Annotated in this window: 15 protein-coding genes; 13 read left to right on the forward strand and 2 right to left on the reverse strand. The window is 61.6% G+C overall.

The window, feature by feature from the left end:
- Positions 1 to 61 precede the first annotated feature (61 nt).
- Positions 62 to 916, reverse strand: coding sequence for a C39 family peptidase (locus OCV64_RS04915; RefSeq protein WP_147571042.1), 855 nt, complete (start codon positions 914 to 916; stop codon positions 62 to 64).
- A 181-nt stretch (positions 917 to 1,097) separates the two neighbouring features.
- Positions 1,098 to 2,981, reverse strand: a complete 1,884-nt coding sequence (locus OCV64_RS04920) for a TM1812 family CRISPR-associated protein (protein ID WP_262669462.1) — start codon at positions 2,979 to 2,981, stop codon at positions 1,098 to 1,100.
- A 236-nt stretch (positions 2,982 to 3,217) separates the two neighbouring features.
- Between OCV64_RS04920 and OCV64_RS04925 the strand changes: the two genes are divergently transcribed.
- The 13 genes from OCV64_RS04925 (at position 3,218) to OCV64_RS04985 (ending at position 19,642) form a co-directional block, all read left to right on the forward strand.
- Positions 3,218 to 3,838 carry a TM1812 family CRISPR-associated protein gene (locus OCV64_RS04925; RefSeq protein ID WP_262669463.1) on the forward strand — a complete coding sequence of 207 codons (621 nt, stop codon included), beginning with the start codon at positions 3,218 to 3,220 and terminating at the stop codon, positions 3,836 to 3,838.
- Positions 3,839 to 3,853: 15 nt separating this feature from the next.
- Positions 3,854 to 4,903 carry a hypothetical protein gene (locus tag OCV64_RS04930; protein WP_262669464.1) on the forward strand — a complete coding sequence of 350 codons (1,050 nt, stop codon included), beginning with the start codon at positions 3,854 to 3,856 and terminating at the stop codon, positions 4,901 to 4,903.
- Between the two features lie 28 nt (positions 4,904 to 4,931).
- The gene (locus OCV64_RS04935; RefSeq protein ID WP_262669465.1) at positions 4,932 to 6,131 is read left to right on the forward strand and encodes a Cas10/Cmr2 second palm domain-containing protein; all 1,200 of its coding nucleotides are present in this window, start codon (positions 4,932 to 4,934) and stop codon (positions 6,129 to 6,131) included.
- The gene (locus OCV64_RS04940) at positions 6,124 to 6,891 is read left to right on the forward strand and encodes a hypothetical protein (protein ID WP_262669466.1); all 768 of its coding nucleotides are present in this window, start codon (positions 6,124 to 6,126) and stop codon (positions 6,889 to 6,891) included. Before OCV64_RS04935 ends, OCV64_RS04940 begins: the two co-directional genes overlap by 8 nt.
- A gap of 102 nt (positions 6,892 to 6,993) precedes the next feature.
- Positions 6,994 to 10,353, forward strand: a complete 3,360-nt coding sequence (locus OCV64_RS04945) for an AAA domain-containing protein (protein WP_262669467.1) — start codon at positions 6,994 to 6,996, stop codon at positions 10,351 to 10,353.
- Positions 10,337 to 11,611 carry a hypothetical protein gene (locus tag OCV64_RS04950; RefSeq protein WP_262669468.1) on the forward strand — a complete coding sequence of 425 codons (1,275 nt, stop codon included), beginning with the start codon at positions 10,337 to 10,339 and terminating at the stop codon, positions 11,609 to 11,611. The genes OCV64_RS04945 and OCV64_RS04950 overlap by 17 nt, the downstream gene beginning before the upstream one ends.
- A 3-nt stretch (positions 11,612 to 11,614) precedes the next feature.
- Positions 11,615 to 12,307, forward strand: a complete 693-nt coding sequence (locus OCV64_RS04955) for an anaerobic ribonucleoside-triphosphate reductase activating protein (protein ID WP_262669469.1) — start codon at positions 11,615 to 11,617, stop codon at positions 12,305 to 12,307.
- A 187-nt stretch (positions 12,308 to 12,494) separates the two neighbouring features.
- Positions 12,495 to 14,882, forward strand: coding sequence for a ribonucleoside triphosphate reductase (locus OCV64_RS04960; RefSeq protein WP_262669470.1), 2,388 nt, complete (start codon positions 12,495 to 12,497; stop codon positions 14,880 to 14,882).
- A 97-nt stretch (positions 14,883 to 14,979) separates the two neighbouring features.
- Entirely contained in the window at positions 14,980 to 15,897 is a 918-nt protein-coding gene (locus OCV64_RS04965) for an NAD(P)/FAD-dependent oxidoreductase (RefSeq protein ID WP_186852205.1), read from the forward strand.
- A 107-nt stretch (positions 15,898 to 16,004) separates the two neighbouring features.
- A complete protein-coding gene (locus OCV64_RS04970) occupies positions 16,005 to 16,916 on the forward strand; it encodes a hypothetical protein (RefSeq protein ID WP_262669471.1) in 912 nt (303 codons plus the stop codon).
- A gap of 139 nt (positions 16,917 to 17,055) precedes the next feature.
- The gene (locus tag OCV64_RS04975; protein WP_262669472.1) at positions 17,056 to 17,997 is read left to right on the forward strand and encodes a metal ABC transporter substrate-binding protein; all 942 of its coding nucleotides are present in this window, start codon (positions 17,056 to 17,058) and stop codon (positions 17,995 to 17,997) included.
- Positions 17,994 to 18,797 (forward strand): metal ABC transporter ATP-binding protein, encoded by an 804-nt coding sequence (locus tag OCV64_RS04980; RefSeq protein WP_186852202.1) that lies wholly within the window; start codon positions 17,994 to 17,996, stop codon positions 18,795 to 18,797. Before OCV64_RS04975 ends, OCV64_RS04980 begins: the two co-directional genes overlap by 4 nt.
- Positions 18,794 to 19,642, forward strand: a complete 849-nt coding sequence (locus tag OCV64_RS04985) for a metal ABC transporter permease (RefSeq protein WP_240288874.1) — start codon at positions 18,794 to 18,796, stop codon at positions 19,640 to 19,642. The genes OCV64_RS04980 and OCV64_RS04985 overlap by 4 nt, the downstream gene beginning before the upstream one ends.
- The last annotated feature ends 9 nt before the right edge of the window (positions 19,643 to 19,651 follow it).

A 19,651-nucleotide genomic window follows, 5' to 3' on the forward strand; every position in this document is an offset into this window, starting at 1 on the left:
TTCCGGCACCCAGGGTACTGTCCGGACGGAAATGAGGGAGAGAAGCGAGCTGGGAAAAAAGTTACCGCACTACCACGGCGTGCTGCCGGACCAGGTACAGAGGCTCCAGCACAGAGGCGTCCTGCCAGTAAAAGTAATCCTGCCCCTGACACTTCACGTTATAGGGATCGGCTACATTGTACTGGTCGGTCTGGCTGTCATAGCCGCACAGAAGGACTGCGTGGTTGTTTCGCAGCAAGGTCTCCTCATGGTCCCCCATGCGGTAAGTGCGGTAGTAGGGCTCCGCCCACCAGAGAGTGACATAAACCACGACCGGGTTGCCTGACAGCAGCTCTCTCTGGAGCTCCTCCACAGACCGTCCGGAGAAATCTGCCACGTCTCCATACTGGCGCCCGTACTCCGCCAGCTTGGCGGGGTAGATGGTGGTGCGTTTGCTCTGGTCGGGCTGATAAGGGGAGCCGGCAAAGCCCTGGGCGGGGTCGTACTCATGCTTGGGCATGGCGTCCAGGAAGGAGCGCAGGTCTACCTCCTGGGCATAGCCCTTGGCCTTTAGCCCCATGAGCAGGGAGGTGGGCTCGCAGCCTACTGGGGCGTACACCGGGGTCACCTGGCTGATGTAAGGGGTGTCGATCACCCGACGGTCGGGCAGGGCGGGGGCCGCGGGTTCCACCGGCTGGGCTTCCTCCGGCTCGGAGGGTTGCTGCATCAGGGCCAGCAGAGGGTTGGGCCCCAAAAGGGTGCCCAGCAGATGGAGGAAGGAGGACGCGCCGTCCACCCCCGCATAGGAGAGGAGTGGGACGACCGAAGAAGCGGTACTCTGGCCCGCCGCCTCACCGGCGGCGAAGGCGGCGGGGAGTGAGGTCGTGATCAGACTGATGGCCAGGAGGAGGGCCGGGACACGGGAGTTTTTCATCATAAATCCTTCCTTTCTAACAGCGGCCTGGGGCCGCTGGGGATATCCGGCAGGCGCTGGACCGTACAGTTACCCTATCCGGAGAAGGATCAGTCAGAGAAGTGAAGCAGGAAACTTTTTTTCATAGAGAAATGCCCCGGCTGTTCAAAAAGAACAGCCGGGGCATTTTCCTTTGAAATATAGTTCATAGCATCTTGGCATTGGCCTTTTCCTGGAGCTGGCGCAGAAGGTCCTCTGTGACCTGGGGGGATGGGGACTCCGGCGGCTGGGGGAGTGGAGCGCCGCTGGCGGCCTTGACCTCGCGGCCCAAGTGCTCCAGCCGGCCTACAGACTCCAGGAAGAAGGAGGCCAGCTCCTGGGTGGTGAGACGGCCCAGGTTGGCATGGTAGCCCAGCCGGTTCAGGGCGTGCATCTTGCCCCGGTTGCTGGAGTCGCCCAAGGCGTGGTTGATCTGGTTGCGCATCAGGTTGACATACTGGTTGTCCAGGGCCAGGCGGACAAAGACCGCCACCGACGCACCGGGACGGAGCCGGAGCTTCCGGCGGTCCAGCAGGTCCAGCACCACCTGGCGGTAAGGGGCGGCGGACAGCGGGGTGAGGAGAATCCGGCGCAGACGGTCGCCATTGTGTCCGGGATCGGCCAGCCGCTCCAGTACATCGGCCATCTGGCTATCCTTTTTCCAGTCCTTTTGAAGCACTGGCAGAGCCAGATCCAACTGGTCCTGCTGGGCCAGATAAGACAAGCTGCCCTCTCGGGTCCGCCGCTGTCCAGGGGACTGGAACAGGGCCCGGAGAAGGTGGACCAAAGCCTGACTATCCGCGGGCAGGCAGGGCAGGGCGGGGGGAACGGCCTGTCCCTCCACCGGGTCGGCGGCCGCCTCTACCATCAGGGCCACCCGCGTCTCCGGCTGGGACAGGGCCCGCTGGAGGGCCTGCCGTCGCTCTGCTCCGGCGAGCTTGGGGAAGGGGGCGTTTCCGTTGGAAAGGGCCCAGCGCTCCAGCTCGCCCACCAGATGGTAGGAGAAGCTCTGGAAGCAGTCGGAGTCGGTGATCTCTCTCTGGGACCTGGCGTAGAAGGGCTCACGGGACAGCAGCTCCCTGGCCTCGGGGGATACCAGAAGATAGGGGGTCTCCCCCTGAGTCATGGCGTGGGCCAGATGCTCATTATAGATGGTCATGGCCTGCTGGATCATCCGGTTTTGGGCGCACCAGCGGACCAGACCGGTTATGGTAAGCTTCCGGTCGCCAAAGCCCAGTTCCTGCCGAAAGACAGGGAGGAGAGCGGATAACAGGGGGTGGCTGTCCTGGAGTGCTCCACACCGGTCCAGGTCGCGGTTCAGGTTGGCAAGCATCTGCTCCAGAAGGTCCAGGTCCGCCCGACACAGGCGGATGGCCTCGGTGAAGGCCTGGAGGTCACGGATCAGGTCCCGTACCTGAGGTGCGGGGTCCTGGGCCAGCACCCGTACCAGAGTGTCGGCGCTGCCGAAGGAGGTGAACTCATGGAGACCGTTGATGATGTCAAAGAGCTGGGGCACATTGGCCAGCTCCACCACCGCGTTCTGGCCGTTGACGATGCTGCTGTATACCACCTGCTCCACCGAGCAGTTTTTATAGGATAGAGCACGGGTGAGGAGCAGCATAAGAAAGCTGACGTTCCGGGGGCCGCCTGTCACATCCAGATAGATTCGGTCCCTGGGCTGGATGCCGGTCAGCAGGGCCCGGAGGGCCTGCTCCATGTCCGGATTGGCCGGATCGTAGTCCAGAGGGGTCATTTGGGGCTGGGGCAGCCCCCGGTCTTGGCAGAAGCGGGCCACCCGCTTCTGGAGGTACTCCTCAGCGGTGAGGGATCCCTCGCGGCCGCAGTCCACTTTGTCCTCCCTTACCTGGCGGGTGCGCAGGTACAGGATCTCATCCACCGGGGCAAAGGTGGTCAGCAAATAGTAGAGCGGAGCCTCGTTCGTGTGAGCTCCAGACAGGGGCGGCCGGCCCTGCTGGCCGGGATAGCGGTATAAACGTTCGGTCAGGCCAGGACGCAGATCGCTGAAAAAGCTGATGATCCGTGTGGACATGGGGACACTCCCTTTTAGCTTCCGCCGGAAAATAATCATAATTATTATAGCATCCCAACATCTTTGGAACAAGGGAATCCCGCTTCTCTGGTAAAAAAATGTCCGGATAGGGGAGAAGAAGGGCCGGATAGGTCTGTCAAACGGAGAGGATGTGTGCTACAATATGTAAAAATGGCCCGTTATGGCTCCGTAATTGGAGCCAGGAGGAAAGATCAAACAGAAAGGACCGCGTTCCCATGAAGAAGTTTATTTGTGTCATCCCCAGGCAGAAGGCCGGGGACCTGAGCAACGTACGCTACCAGGCCCAGGGGAATCGGGCGCTGGACTATCCTGGGGCCACCCGGTTCCCGGTGATCCCGCTGATCTGGGGCTATGGCCAGGAGGGAGAGGAGATCCGTGTTATTGCCCTGTCGGCCGACTATGACAACTGCCGCTGCAATCTGGAGCTGCTCAAAGAGGAATTGGAGGCCCTCTGCAAAGACAGGGGACTCTCCTGTCCCAAGGGGGTGGAGGTGGTGGAGGTCCCCTTTGACGAGAGCCTGGACAGCCATATCGCCACCTTTCAAAAGCTGATCGACCGGACGGAGGAGGGGGACGATCTATATGCCTGTCTTACCTTCGGAAGCAAGCCCACCCCGCTGGTGGAGGTGATGGCCATGCAGTATGCCTACCGGATCCACAGGGATGTGACCATCACCTGCGCGGTGTACGGCCAGATGGACCACAGCGTCCAGCCCCCGGCGGCAAAGCTCTATGACATCACCGCCCTTATCACGCTGGACGACATCGTGCGCCGCCTGGCGGAGCAGCGGGTATCCGACCCCAAGGCGGTACTGGACCGCATCCTGAACCTGTGAGGGGAGGGAAGCGGGATGGAAGAGAGGACAACAGGACCGGCGTTCACCCGACAGGAGCAGCGGGTCAACCAGCTGGCCGCCCAGTATGTAGAGTTGGTGAACAGCGGCCAGGACCGGAACAGCGAGCGGCTGACCGCTCTGTCCACCCAGATCTGGCTGGGCACGGTGGAGGCTATGGAACGGACCTTGGGGGGCCGAGCTCTGGACCAGGAGCGCCGAATCGCCAACAGCGGGCGGGATTATGAGGAACAGGACCTAAAGATGGAGCTGCTCACCGAGCTGATCATGAACGGCCTGACTGGTCGGCCAGGACAGGAGGGGGAGGGTGTTCCTCGCTTTGACCCGGAGCGGGCCCCCTGGCTGGTATATATCGCCAAGGGGATGAAATGGAAGCAGTCTGACTTCATCCGCAGGGAGCGGGACGGTGTGCCTGAATTGACCCATGGGGAGCGCCAACGCATCCGGGAGGCGGACCCGGACCGCAGGGACGAGGTGCGCCGGGCGGTCTACCGCGGCATCAGCGCCCTCTCGCTGGATGTACCGATGGGGGAGGAGGAGGCCACGCTGGGCGACATGGTCCAGGACCCGGAAGGGCTGAAGACCCTGGAGCGGGTGGAGGAGGACAGTGTGTTCGCCTCCATGGCCTGTGAGCTGGCGGCCAAGGTGTTCCTGCTCCAGCAGGAGCGGGGCCGGTCGGTCAGGAAAGACGTGGTCATTGCCTATTACCAGCTGTTTTTTACTGATAATGTGACCCAGATGGCCAGAGAGGGCTGGCTCCGCCAGGTGCGCCACCCCAGGGAGCTGTTTCGCAGTATGGACTTGGATTTTCTGGACCACTGCATGACTTGTGTGTGCCGCACACTGACGGAGCTGGGCCGGACGGCCCTGAAGGCATACCGGCTTCTGGTCCCAAAGCGGGACAGCGGAGCGGAGCCCCCTCTGCCCCTGCCCACAGACGTATATCAGGCATATGTGGCTCTGGCCTGGGGGAAGGAGGTCACCACCCGCAGCATCGACCTCCACCGGCAGAATTACAGGAAAACAATGGCTATGGCCATCCGATAAAAGGCTTCTAGCGGAGAGGAGGTCACCCATGGGGGAGCGGTACGGCTTGTTTTTTGAGGAATTTCCGGCAGATTACCCGGAAAAAAGCCGGGCGCTGCTTACCGGGTTTGCCCTGTCCGGCATCCAGGGCTATCTTTTTGGCAGGATAAACGGGGAGTGGACCCCGGCTATGGTGCGGCGGGCCTCCCGCTATGTGTCCCAGGCGACGGAGGCGGTGGGGGCCCACCTGGTCCGGGCCATGGAGGGCTACCGCCCCCATCCATTGATGATGAGCAGCGGAAAGGGTTGGCTCCTCACGGCGCCTGGGACGCCGCTGGAAAAGCTGGAGAGGGAGCTGGTCCGGCTGAAGCGGGGGCTGTTTCTGGCCTCCGGCGGCCGGCTGGAGCTGGAGGCGGGCACGGTCCCTGTTGTACTGGTCCGGCCTGGGGGCAGACGCCTGATGGGTGGGCCCTGGCCGGACGGGATGGTCCAGGTCCACCGGGCCATGGAGCGGGATAAGTTCCAGAGCCGGGCCCTGTTCGGGCTGGATTGGGCGAGGGACCGGATGCCCTGGCTGGAGCCTGCCGCCCTGCTAAAAGGGGAAGGAGAGCTCCTACCGCCTCCCTGGGCACAGCCTGGCCTGCTGAAGCTGGACTTGGACAACCTGGGCCTGTTCTTCTCCACCTTCGGCACCGTGGACCAGAGGGAGGCGGCGGGACAGGCTCTGGACCGGGCCATCCTGGGGGCTGTCACCCACCTGGAGGAGCTATATCCCCTCTTTGCCGGTGGGGATGATCTGCTGCTTCTGTGCCCACCGGAGCGGGCGCTGTCCGTGGCCGCCGCCCTGCGGCGGGAGCTGGAGCGGCAGATCGAGGGGGAGGCGGCGCTGGAGGCCTACCGCCCTCGCTTCGGCCTGTCCTGCGGCTGTCTGCCCTCCTTCGACCCCAGACTGCCCGCCCTGTACTATTTGGATCGGGCGGAGGGACAACTGGAGCTGGCCAAGGCCCAGGGAAAAGACCGGCTGGCGATGGGGGGCAGGACCTTGAGCTGGGTACAGGCGGAGGAGCTGGGCCGGCTGCTGGAGGAGAATGAATACCTGTTCCGGCATCTGAGCCGGAGCGCCCATCACTATGGAGCTCCCCAGCTGCTCCTCCAGGATATCTTGGACCACAGCGGCCGGGACAGCGACCGGGCACAGGCCCGTGAGCTGTTGGCTCTGTTTGGCAGAGAGGAGGTCCCATATGGCTGACAAGGCGCTCCGCCTGAAGATGGAGCGGGGCCAGTGCATGGATCTGTTTCCGGTACCGGCCTCCGCCGTGGCCCAAGCTCTGGCCCCCTTTGGGCTGGAGGAGAGAGACGCCCTCAGCGATCTGCTGCCTGAAGGGACATTTTATAGTCCTCTGGGGCCATCCGATGTCCAGAGCGGGGATCAGGGGGATGCTGCTAGCTATACGCTGGGTAAGAAGCTGAAGAAAAGCCAGTATGTAGCCCGGGCCCCGGGCCTGCTTCGGATGCTGTTTCAACCCTGGTTCTCTCAGGAGGCATTGGACCGGCTGGCCGCTGGCCGCTGGCGCTGTGAGAACGGGATATTGGCTCCGGCGGAGCTGGGGGAGGTGCGTCTTCCCATCCCACGGCCCCAGGCCCGACTGGACCGGGGCGGGCTGGTCCACCGGATGGTGTGGGAGGCGGACCAGGATCTGACGCTGGAGGTGTTCCTGCCCCGGGAGCTGGCGTTGGCGCCGGGGCGTGAGCTGGAGATGGCCGGCGCTGTGCTGACTGTGGAGGGGCAGATGGATGTCCCCCCGGCGGCCGGGGAACGCTGGCTGCTGCTGTCCGCCGGTATACCCGCCAGACCGGAGGAACTGCCCTCAGAGGATGGGGCTGGCAGCTGGCGGCTCTGTCTGGCGGAGGGGGGCCCCGCCTTAAAGCCAGGGAGCTGGCTGCGGTGGCCGGGCGTGCTGCCCACAGACTTTTGGGTGGGGCGGCCGCCCTACCTGTTCCGACTTTAGCCAGAGGAGAGGTGAACGGGGTTGATCCATAAAAAGAAAAACGGACAATACAGATACCGGGATGGAAGCCGATACGGAGATTGGATCTCGGCAGGCGGCGGTATGGTTTCTTTGATATGGGTCTTTCTTGCCATTGGGATATGGTTGTTTTTGTGTGATGTTCTTTACGACATCATAATAGAGTCAGGGCCGATCGGGACCGGACTGCTTTTTCTGGCCGCGGAGAGAGTCAGTGCCTGTATCAGCAGCCGGAGCCTGGTGTTTCTCCAGGAACACAGGCAGGGAATATTGCTGCGGACGATGACTGTCCGGCTGCTGCTGTGTCTGACGGCAGGCTTCCTGCTGTGGAGGCTGGTCGAGTATGTAAAATTCTTTCTGCCTCTGATCCCTGCTGGACTATGGATCTTTCGGGAAAAGATATGGGCCTTGCTCCGCTGGGCCGATGGAGGCGCTGCCTGGCTGGAGGAGAGGGGCAGAGCCTCTGTGGGGACCGGAAAGGCGGCCAATGGAATCCGGATTGGCGGAGAAGCTACGGAAAGGACCGTACAGGCCGAACGTGATCTGGGATACCCTCTGGGCAATCCTCCGGCCCGCCAGACGGGGGTGCAGGTGGCTGGCTGTCCAACTGGGCTGACACCTCCTGTGGACGGGCGGCAGGCGGCCACCCTACGGGCGGAGCTGGCCGAGGGCCTGGACCTGACCGGCCCCACTCCGCTGTTCTTTCCGTCGGAGCAGATGGAGCGGAGGACCATCCCCAACGGGGAGCTGGAGCGGCTGGTCAAAGAGGAGCTGGCTCTGAACGACTACTTGTGGATTCAGCCAGGAAAGATTACGGAGCAATATGCCCAATACCTCCTCTATTCCGCTAACTGTGTCTTTGAGCTGCAGTGGAAAAAATTTGTTTCCAGCGGCAACTACTACGCTACCATCCATTTCCGGCACAGAAAGACCACCCTGGATACGGTGAATATGTTAGGGCGGACTGCCCGCTTCCGGCACAATAAAAAAATATCTCTGGCCAGGAAGGGGCAGTCCGGCGTGGAGCTGGCCTATGTGGAGCAGTTCATTAGCCGGGTGGACAGCTACTTCTGCCTGTTGGGCCAGGTGGAGTTGGAACGGGAGGAGGAACAGCGGCCCGAAGAGGAGCGGCAGAAACGGGTGGATTACTGTACCCTTCACTGTGACCTGATCGACGCCGAGGCGGCTTTGGAGCAGGAGAAGGCCATCCGGCTGTCCTACCGGGGTATCGAGAGCACGGACCAGTTCAACGCCGAGGGCGGCACCTACTGCTTCCTGCTGGCCGAGCCTTCTTCCCAGAGCGGTCAGGAGCTGGAGGGACAGGGCGTGGTGCTGTGCGGCCTGGGTGAGGAGCCGGGAGAGAACAGCCGGCGCACTGGGACCATCGTCCGGTATGAAAGCCAGCGTCCAGCGGTATGGGTCAAGCTGCCCCAGCGGCGGGAGTGTACCCTGGACGCCCTGCCGAAGGAGGGCACTTTGTTCAGCCGGCCCAATATCGGCTACGCCATCCAGAAGAGCGCCTTCCAGACTCTGGCGGAGGACAAGGCGGTGAACCGCTCTATTCTGGACATCCTGCTGGAAGGGCGGTATGCCCCCATGGGGCCGGTGGAGCAGGTGGCCAGAAAAGGAAACCCCGCCCAAAAACGGGCGGTAGACCTGGCAGTGGCCACTAAGGATTTCCTGCTGGTCCAGGGACCGCCCGGCACAGGAAAGACCACCATTATTATCGAGATGGTCCGCCTGTTTGTAGACCGGGGGATGCGGGTGCTGATCAGTTCCAAGAACAATCTAGCGGTGGACAATGTGTTGGAAAAGCTGGTGGAGAAGCAGGTGGACTGCGTCCGCCTGACCACTGACGAGGAGAAAATCCAGGTCCCCGTAGTCCGGGAGGTATGGACCAACCGGAAGCTGCTGACCATGCAGCGAAACGTGCTCCGAAACAGCGGTCGCCAGCGGGCCAGGCTGGAGGAGGAGCTGACAGAGCTTGCCCCACAGATCTCTGCCCTCCAGGACTGTGCCCAGAGCGCCGGACGCTATCAGGAGCTGCTGGAGGAGCGCCGAAGGCTGATGGGACAGCGCCTGTGGATGAAGCTGCTGGCCCTGTTCCGCTCTAAACGGACGAAGGAGTGGGAGCAGGAACTGGAGCATACCGAGGAGCGGCTGGCCTTTGCCCGAGAGCTGCTGGCCCGGTACTGTGTGGAGCACGGCATGGGGAGCCGGGATGTGGATGTGGGCCAGTTGGCGACTGATATCCTCCGGGAGTTGGCTGATCTCCAGGCCAAGGAGCGGACCTGGAGAGCCCGTCTCCAACTGTTGAGCCAGTGGGAGCGGGAGCTGCAAAACCGCTGCGAGGAACTGGAGGACGCCCTGTTTGCCCAGGTGAAGGTCATCGGGGCCACCTGTATTTCCAGCGAAACGGACCGGAACTTTAAAAAGCTGGAGTACGACGTTGCCATCGTGGATGAGTCGGGCCAGATTACCCTCCACGACGTAATCGTCCCCATGGCCAAGGCCAGGAAGGTCATCCTCATCGGAGACCACCTTCAGTTGCCCCCTGTGTCAGACAGCGACCTGATCCGGCGCATGGAGGAGGACGAACGCTTCCAGCAGGAGGAGGGCCTGGACCGATACTATTCCGTCAGCCTCTTTGAGGAACTGTTCGAGCGGGCGCCGGAGGCAAATAAAGTTATGCTGGATACCCAGTTCCGGATGCACAGCTCCATCGCGCGGTACATCTCGGACCAGTTCTATCACGGGACCTACCAAACCGGGTGCCTGGATGAGTACCGTGTCCTGCCCCTTCGGGGGGGCGAAGCCCCCATCCGCTTTCTGGATACCATCGGCCTGACCGACAAGGGGGAGACCATGGCGGAGGGAGGCGAGGGAGTGTATAACGACTGTGAAGCTAGGATCCTGGTGGATGAAACCGTCAAGATACTCAAACAGCTGCCCTATGTGGTCAAGGATTTTGACGGCAGCCGGGAGTTTGACGTGGAGCTGAACTACCGCTCGGTGGGTATCATCACCCCCTATAAGAAGCAGATTGGCCGCATCCGCAAATTCTTACTCCCTGCCCTCGCCCGGGAGCTGTGCGAAGGTGACAAGCTCCACGCCCAGGAGATCCTGGACCGGATCGACATCGCCACGGTGGACTCCTTTCAGGGGAGAGACAAGGAGATCATCTTCTACTGCTTTGTCCGCTCCTCTCCCCAGCACGGCATTGGCTTTGAGAGCGAGGTCCGCCGCTTGAACGTGACCATGACCCGTGCCAAGCGGCTGCTGGTCATGGTGGGGGACAGCGAGACCCTGACCCAGACCCGGGCCAAAAAGCCCCCCTTCCAGGGGAGCCGCTACCCCCGGGAGTATTTCTCCGCTCTGCTGGACTACTGCCGGCAGAACGGCGTCTATCAGCGGCTGGAGGTGTCCCATGGCAAGGAAGAATAACCGGCCCCGCCGGGTCAATGAGATATTGAGCGGTCTGGCCGCCGTACGGCCGGTGGCCTGCTTCGCCAAGGTGTACCACCCGGTCTATGGACTGCCTTTGGAGCTGGTAGAGGAGTTGGAGAGCGATTGGTCTGTGCTGGAGGAATTTATGGACCGGGCGGTGATGGAGTGCGCCCCCAGCCAGCGGTTGAAGGACCGGGACGATTTGCTCCGCCTGCTTGGGCTGGAGGGAGTGGAGATGGCCAAGAGCTTCTACTCCGCGCTGATAACCCAGGGTCACATCGTAGAAGGACCCCAGGGGTTGGAATACACCCAGCTGTGCGCCAAGTCCATCCAAAGAGGTAGGAAGATATACCCGGCCCGGTCGCTGCGGCGGCTCTATGTGGACGCCCTGGGGCTGATTCCCCTGACGCGGGAGTATCAGCCCGGTACCCGGCTGATCCCCTATAACAGCCAGGACCTCTACATTTCCCTCCACCATGAGGAGGGAGCCAAGGTACCCTTCCGGGACGGACTGCCACTGGACATGTTCGACGAGCGGGTGGTATTGGAGGAGGAGGCTCTGAAGCGGCGCATCCTGGACCCCTGGTCCGGCCAGGAGCGGATCGAGCGCAATCTGCCCCAGCGGGTGAGCCGGGTGGTCCTCAATAGCGGAGAGCCTTTGGAGCAGTATTTTACTCCCTACTACTTCGTATGCTGGCAGGGGGGCGAGACGGAGGCGCTGGACTACTACACCGGGGAGCCCTCTGAGATTTTTTCTCCCCTGCTCCACCGGAGACCTGACCTGCGCAAACAGATCCTTGACCTGCTGGAGAACAGCCGGGATTGGACGGCACAGCAGCTGGCGGAGGGCAGGGGAGACCGGCTCTATATCCCGCTGAGAGGTTTTCCCCGCTCTCTGGGCCAATGTGCCCAAACCGGCTATCTGGACGACCAGGGCAATCTCCATTTCCGGGTGACCGACCAGGATATAGAGGTCCTGCTGGCCCAGGCCGGCGAGGGCCGGGGAATAGACGCCCTCCATGAGCTGTACCGCAACCCCTGGCTGGCCAACACACAGCCGCAGACTATGGGGAGCGTCTGCCACCCCGTGTTGGACGAAGGGCAGCTGGACCGGCTCCAGCAGACACTTTTAGAACACCGTCCCGGACCGGAGGGGGAGGAAGAGGACCAGCGGTACCTGGATAGGCTGACGGTCCGCCGTCGGCCCGCCGACAGCCCCCAGGAGCTGGCCCGTACGGAGAGAGAGGAGGTATAAGCCATGGAGATACACGGACTGCAAAAAATGACGCTGCTGGACTATCCCGGCAAAGTGGCCTGCACCGTCTTTTTGAGCGGCTGCGATTTCCGCTGCCCCTTCTGTCATAACGGCGAGCTGGTTACCGGCACTTGTCCCCCAGAAACAGACGACCAGGGGCTTCTGGCCTTCCTGAACAGACGAAAGGGCCTGTTGGACGGGGTGTGCGTCACAGGGGGGGAGCCCTTGCTGCGCCCCGACCTGCCCCTACTGCTGGGCGAGATCAAGGAGCTGGGCTTTCGGGTCAAGGTGGATACCAACGGCACCCATCCGGACCGGCTGCGCCGGCTGGTGGAGGAGGGGCTGGTGGACTATGTGGCCATGGACGTGAAGAACAGCCCGGAGCGGTACGGGGAAACAGCGGGGGTGTACGGCCTGGAGCTGGCGTCTGTCCGGGACAGCGTGTCCTATCTGCTGTCTGGGGCGGTGGACTATGAATTTCGGACCACCGTGGTACGGGAGTTTCACAACCGGGACTCCTTCCGGGCCATCGGCCCCTGGCTGTCCGGCACCAGGAGGTACTTCCTCCAGTCCTTCGCGGACCGGGACACCGTACTCCAGCCGGGCCTCCACCCCTGCTCCCGAGAGGAGCTGGAGGGCTTCGCCGCCCTGGTTCGCCCTTATGTGGACGAGGTGAGCCTGCGGGGGCTGGAATGAGAGGGCTTTGGCGAGGGTGACCAAAAGTTGCCCTCGCCTTTTTGTATATAGCAACAAGATATTGTGTTTGTTGAAAATATTTGAAACTATATATTGACGGCCGCTCCAGCCGGTGGTATAGTAAAAAGGCGCTGAAACGCCGGGAGAGGCCGGCTTTGTCATAGAAAGAAATGTGGAGGGACTTCTGATGTACCAGGTGACAAAACGGGACGGCACCGCCGCCAGCTTTGAGCTCAACAAGATATCCGCCGCCATTACCAAAGCCTTTGAGGCCATGGAGAAGCAGTATCACCCCAGTGTGATCGATATGCTGGCCCTGCGGGTCACCGCCGATTTTGAGCCCAAGATCAAGGACGGCCGGATCGCCGTAGAGGATATCCAGGACAGTGTGGAGCGGGTGCTGTCTGAGGCGGGCTACGCCGATGTGGCCAAGGCCTATATTCTGTACCGCAAGCAGCGGGAGAAGGTGCGCAATGTCAACTCCGCCCTGCTGAACTACAAGGACCTGGTGGACGACTATCTGCAGATCAACGACTGGCGGGTGAAGGAGAATTCCACCGTCACCTACTCCGTGGGCGGTCTGATTCTGTCCAACTCCGGGGCTATTACGGCAAACTACTGGCTCAGTGAGATCTATGACCAGGAGATCGCTGACGCCCACCGGAACGCCGAGATCCACATCCACGACCTGTCCATGCTCACCGGCTACTGCGCCGGTTGGTCTCTGAAGCAGCTCATCCAGGAGGGGCTGGGCGGTATTCCGGGTAAGATCACCTCCTCCCCCGCTAGCCACCTGTCTACCCTGTGCAACCAGATGGTCAACTTCCTGGGCATCATGCAGAATGAGTGGGCTGGGGCCCAGGCATTTTCCTCCTTCGACACCTATCTGGCCCCCTTTGTCAAGGTGGACAACCTGACCCAGAAGGAGGTCAAGCAGTGCATCCAGTCCTTTGTCTACGGCGTGAACACCCCATCCCGCTGGGGGACTCAGGCCCCCTTCTCCAACATCACCCTGGACTGGACGGTGCCCAAGGACCTGGAGAACCTGCCCGCCATCGTGGGTGGGAAGGAGATGGACTTTACTTACGGCGACTGTAAAAAAGAGATGAATATGGTCAACAAGGCCTTCATCGAGATCATGATCGAAGGGGACGCCAACGGCCGGGGCTTCCAGTATCCCATCCCCACCTACTCCATCACCCGTGACTTTGACTGGAGCGAAACGGAGAACAACAAGCTTCTCTTTGAGATGACCGCCAAGTACGGCACCCCCTATTTCTCCAATTACATCAACTCCGATATGGAGCCCTCCGACGTGCGCTCCATGTGCTGCCGCCTGCGGCTGGACCTGCGGGAGCTGCGGAAAAAGTCCGGCGGCTTCTTCGGCTCCGGCGAGTCCACCGGCTCTGTGGGCGTGGTCACCATCAACCTGCCCCGCATCGCCTATCTGGCGGAGAGTGAAGAGGATTTCTACAAGCGACTGGACCACCTGATGGACGTGGCGGCCAGATCGCTGAAGACCAAGCGCACCGTTATCACTAAGCTGCTGGATGCGGGGCTGTATCCCTATACAAAGCGTTATCTTGGGAGCTTTGATAACCATTTCTCCACCATTGGCCTGATTGGCATGAACGAGGTGGGGCTCAACGCCAAGTGGCTCCAGGCTGACCTGACCCACAAGGAGACCCAGGCCTTTGCCAAGGACGTGCTCAACCATATGAGGGAGCGTTTAAGCGACTATCAGGAGAAGTACGGCGACCTCTATAACCTGGAGGCCACCCCCGCCGAGTCCACCACCTACCGCTTCGCCAAGCACGACAAGGCCCAGTTCCCCGACATCATCACCGCCAATGAGAACGGGACCCCCTACTACACCAACTCCTCCCATCTGCCCGTGGGCTACACCGAGGATATCTTCTCCGCCCTGGATGTCCAGGACGAGCTCCAGACCCTCTATACCTCAGGTACTGTGTTCCACGCCTTCCTGGGGGAGAAGCTGCCCGACTGGAAGGCGGCTGCCGCCCTGGTGCGGAAGATTGCGGAGAATTATAAGCTGCCCTATTACACCATGTCCCCCACCTACTCGGTCTGCGCCGACCACGGCTATCTGGCAGGGGAGCAGCACGTCTGTCCCCACTGTGGCAAGGAGGCCGAGGTGTACAGCCGTATTACTGGCTACTACCGCCCGGTGAAGAACTGGAACGACGGCAAGAGTCAGGAGTTCAAGGACCGAAAGGTGTACGACATTAGCCGCTCCTCTCTGCGTCGGGCGGGCATCGCCGGCAGCCAAGTGACGGTGGAGGACCATGCGGCCCGGCCTGTTCCCGCGGAGGAACTGATGCTCTTCGCCACACGGACCTGCCCCAACTGCCGTCAGGCGGAGGAACAGTTACAGAAGGCGGGCATCCCCTACCGGAAGGTGCTGGCAGAGGAAAATCCCGACCTGACCACTCGATACAGCGTCCGCCAGGCCCCAACCTTAGTCTTTGAGGGACAGGGCGGCCCGGCCAAGGTGGTTGGCCTAGGGCCCATCCGCCAGTTTATCCAGGAGAATCGGCCCGCCAGTGTAGGATGACCCTTGCGCTGGAGGACAAACTCGTGTATCATAAAAACAGCCCCGGATTCCGGGGCTGTTTTTCCTTCCACGACCTGACAGGAAGAGGTGCTTTGATATGTATGATATTATCGTTGTGGGCGGCGGGCCCGCCGGTCTGACTGCCGCCCTGTATGCTGCCCGGGCGGGCAAGTCGGTCCTGGTCCTGGAGCAGGAGACTTTGGGCGGTCAGATCGCCTATGCCCCCCTGGTGGAGAACTATCCGGGGCTGCCCGGCATGAGGGGCGGCGACTTTGCCGACCAGCTGGCCCGGCAGGTCCGGGAGCAGGGGGCGCAGCTGCGGATGGAGGGCGTGTCCGCCATGCGCACCAGAGGAGAGGTTATTGAGCTGACAACGGACGGAGGAACGGAGGAGTGCCTGGCCCTGGTGCTGGCCACTGGGGTGAGCCACCGGAAGCTGGGACTGGCCGGGGAGGCCGACCTGGTGGGGGCTGGCCTGTCTTACTGCGCGGTGTGTGACGGGGCCTTTTACCAGGGGCGTCCGGTGGCGGTGGTGGGCGGCGGTGACGCGGCCCTCCAGGAGGCCCTCTTTCTGTCCCAGCGGTGCGCCCAAGTGACGGTCATCCACCGAAGGGACCTGTTCCGGGGGGAACAGCGGCTGGTGGACCAGCTCCGCGGCCGTGACAATGTGGACTTCCGCCTGTCCAGCCAGGTGACCAGTCTGTTACAAGCCAACGGGGAGCTGACCGGCCTGCGGCTGGCTGACCGGAAGAGGGGGACAGAGGAGGAGCTGAAGGTTGACGGCCTTTTTGTGGCCGTGGGTCAGGAGCCCCGGAACGAGATATTTGCCAACCTGGTCATGACGGACGACAGAGGCTATTTTGTGGTCCATGAGGACTGCGCTACAAGCCTGCCTGGGGTTTTCGCCGCCGGTGACTGTCGGGCGAAGGAGGTCCGCCAGCTGACTACTGCCGTGGGCGACGGGGCTGTGGCTGGTCTGGCTGCCTGCCGCTATGTGGACCAGCGCAAGAATTAAATGAGGATGGCCCCGGACCTGTCATGAGAAGCGTGTTTTTCCGTCTATACCAGTAGAAATGTACCGCCGGGAGTGGCGGGGACATGGATGATTGGGAGGGAAATGACATGAGAAAAAAGACGCTGATCAGATTGGCCTGCCTGCTTCTGATGTTGTCCGCCATGGCTCTGCCCGTCTACGGGGACACGGGGCCCAAGCCGTCAGTAAATGTTACAATCGAGGGACTGGAGGGGCGGGCTTGTTGGGCCACCCTGCTGTCTGCCCGTTCCTCCACCGGCCCACACAGCTCTCTGTGGCGGGAAAGTGAGAGGGGGCAGTGGGTAAAAAACCAGCATATCTTGCCACGGTATACCCAGCTTGATCCGGAGTATCCCGCATGGGCTGCCTTCGCCGAGTATGAGGAGGAGAGGAGGGACTGGTTTTTCCTTCAGGAGGTGTGGGACGCCTCCGATGGAGCGTTTGCCTGGACCTACTACCCGCCGGACCAGTTCCAGATAGCGCTGTGGTTTCCGGGGGAGAATGCCGTCGTTCTTAGCCAGACCTGCGAGCAGTACGCCTTTGACAGCTACTACCATCTGGATCTGTCCGGGGCGGAGTTGGAGCCTGGCGGGGCGGTCCGGCTCCCAACGGCGGCTCGGAGCTATGACTACACCAAGGAGCTGGTTTCCTTGGCCGTCCGGGTGGTGCTGACGGTTGGGGCGGAGTTGGGGGTGGCCTGGCTGTTCCATCTGCGGAGCGGGGGGCAGATGGCGCTGATTCTGGTTGTCAACCTGCTTACCCAGGGCGCGCTGAACCTGGGACTAAACTGGTACGCCTATAAGAATGGCACCATGTTCCTGTTCCTACCCTATCTGTTGATGGAGCTGGGGGTGGTGCTGGCAGAAGGAGGGGCCTATCTCGGCCTCATGCCCGGTGGGAAGGGGCGGGGGAAACAACTCGCCGCCTATGCGCTGGCTGCCAACGGCCTGTCGCTGGCCCTGGGTTGGGTGCTGGCCCTGTTCGTCCCCGGAATATTTTAATGAAAAGGAAGGCTGTCCGCCAGTAAGCGGACAGCCTTCCTTTACAAACAGAGGAAACTGCGATATACTAAATCAGTTCCAGATACCCCATGCGCCGCAGGCGCGGCCTGGGGGTTCAATTTTTTCAAAAGGGGTTTCCATGAAAAAGATTATTTTAGCTTTCCTGCTGCTGGCCTTGCTCCTGCCCGCAGTTGGATGTGCGGCCCAGGAAGAAAAGGAAAGAGTGACTGTGGTGGCCACCACATATCCCATCTATCTGTTTGCGCAGGCGGTGACCGATGGGACGGAGGGGGTAGTGGTAGAGCGGCTGGACACAGGAAGCGCCAGCTGCCTCCACGATTACACCCTGTCCATGGCGGACATGAAAAAGCTGGAGAGAGCCGACCTGATTGCCCTGAACGGGGCGGGGCTGGAGGACTTTTTGTCCGATGCCCTAGCCACCTCGGACGCGGAGGTGGTGGACTGCTCCGCTGGAGCAGAGCTGCTGGAAAATCTCTCCCACGACCACAAGGAAGGGGACGAGGACCATGATCACGGCCATTATGACCCCCACTACTGGATGGACCCTGCCAGCGTGCCCACCATGTTGGACAATCTAGTAGAGGGACTTGTTCAAATTATGCCGGAGTGGGAGCCTCTGCTCCGGACCAATACTGGGCTGGCCGCTGACTTGGTGGAGAGAGAGCTGCTGGATACATACCAGGGGCGGGACGGTGGTGGGTTGACCCACCGGGAACTGATTACCTTCCACGACGGGTTCCAATATTTTGCCAGGGCCTTTGATCTGGAGCTGCTGGCTGCCATCGAGGAGGAGGCGGGCAGCGAGGCCTCCGCCAAGGAGATTGTGGAGATCTCCCAGCTGGTGCGGGAGCATGATATTCCGGCAATCTTTACCGAGGTCAACGGCTCTGACGCCACCGCCAACGCTATCGGACGGGAGACGGGCTGTCAGGTCTGGATGCTGGATATGCTGATGAGCGGTGACGACGTGCCCCAGGACTGGGGACTGGAGAAGATCATGGAGCAATACATCTCCCGGCTGAAGGGAGATCTAGAGACGGTGAGGGAGGCTCTGGGATGAGAAAGTTCAAGCATGGAAAATTATCCGGTGGCTGCGCCGACTCCTGCTGCCTGAAACTGGAGGGCCTGTCCGTCAGCATGGAGGGGGACCAGATCCTGGAGGATGTGTCCTTCCACCTACACTGTGGGGAGATCGTGGCTTTGATCGGACCAAATGGCGCTGGCAAATCCACCCTTTTTCGAAGCATTTTAGGGCAGACCCCCTATAAAGGGAGTATTACCTTCTCCCCGGCGGGCGGCCCCGCCATCCGGCTGGCCGACGGAGCGGCGGCTGGGGGCACCCGGCCACTGGTGGGCTATGTGCCCCAGTCTCCCAGCTTTGACCGGGGGGACCCGGTGTCAGTTTTAGACTTCTTTACCGCCGCAACCTCTAAGTGGCCGGTTTTTCTCCCTATCCCGCGGGAATACCGGGACCGGGCGGCGGCCATCTTGGCCCGGGTCCATGGGGAGGACTTACTGGACCGGCCCATGGGGGCCCTGTCCGGTGGCCAGCTCCAGCGGGTGCTGCTGGCCCTGGCCCTGGAGCCAGTGCCTCACATTCTGATTCTGGACGAGCCCCTGTCCGGCGTGGATATTGAGGGGGAGCACCAATTGCTGGAGATGCTGGATGAGCTAAGAACCCAATATGATTTGTCCATCTTCCTGTCCACCCATGACTTCGCCACCCTGGGCCAGTTCGCGGACAAGGTCATTTTGCTGAATAAGAGAATGCTGCGGGCGGGTCCGCCGGACGAGGTGCTGTCCTCTCCGGAATTCTATGACACCTTCCATCTGCGGATGGGGAGAGGGGGAGAGCGCTGATGGAGCTTTGGTATTCTCTCCTGTCGGTCCTGCCCTTTGACTGGGCCCAGCCTGGGCAGATGTACTTTATGAAGCACGCCCTGCTGGCCGTGCTGGTCATCACGCCCCTGTTCGGTATCCTGTCCACTATGGTGGTCCACAGCCGGATGTCCTTTTTCTCCGACGCCCTGGGCCATTCCGCCTTCACCGGCATGGCCATCGGAGCCATTTGTGGCTTCGACCGCCCCACGCTGGCGGCGGTGATCTTTGCGGTGGTTTTCGCCCTGCTGTTCAACCTGGTCCGCCGCCGGTCCGCTCTGGCCAGCGATACGGTCATCGGGGTGTTCTCTTCCACCGCCGTGGCGCTGGGTATCTTCCTGTCCACAATGAACGGCCGGTCCTTCACCAAGTTCAACAGCCTGCTTATCGGCGACATCCTGTCGGTGGAGCCGGCCATGATTGGGGTTCTGGCGGGTATTCTGCTGCTGGTGCTGGCACTGTGGCTGCTGTCCTTCAACAAGCTGATGCTGTCCGCTGTTCACCCGGCCCTGGCAGACAGCCGGGGGATTCAGGTGTTCTGGCAGGAGACGGTGTTTTCCGTAGCCATCGCCGTGGTGGTCACCCTGTCCATGACCTGGGTGGGCCTGCTGGTCATCAATTCTCTGCTGGTGCTGCCCGCGGCGGCGGCCCGGAACCTGGCCCGGAACATGAGGCAGTACCATCTGTTTTCTCTGCTGGGAGCGGTGCTGGCCGGCGTGGCCGGCCTGATGACTTCCTATCATCTGGGTCCCTCCGCTGGAGCGTCTATCACTCTCTATCTGGCGGTGTGGTTTGCGCTGTCGTTTTTGCTCCGGAAAAAGGGATAAAATAGGCGC

The organism is Muriventricola aceti, from assembly GCF_025567565.1.
Taxonomy (GTDB): domain Bacteria; phylum Bacillota; class Clostridia; order Oscillospirales; family Oscillospiraceae; genus Lawsonibacter; species Lawsonibacter aceti.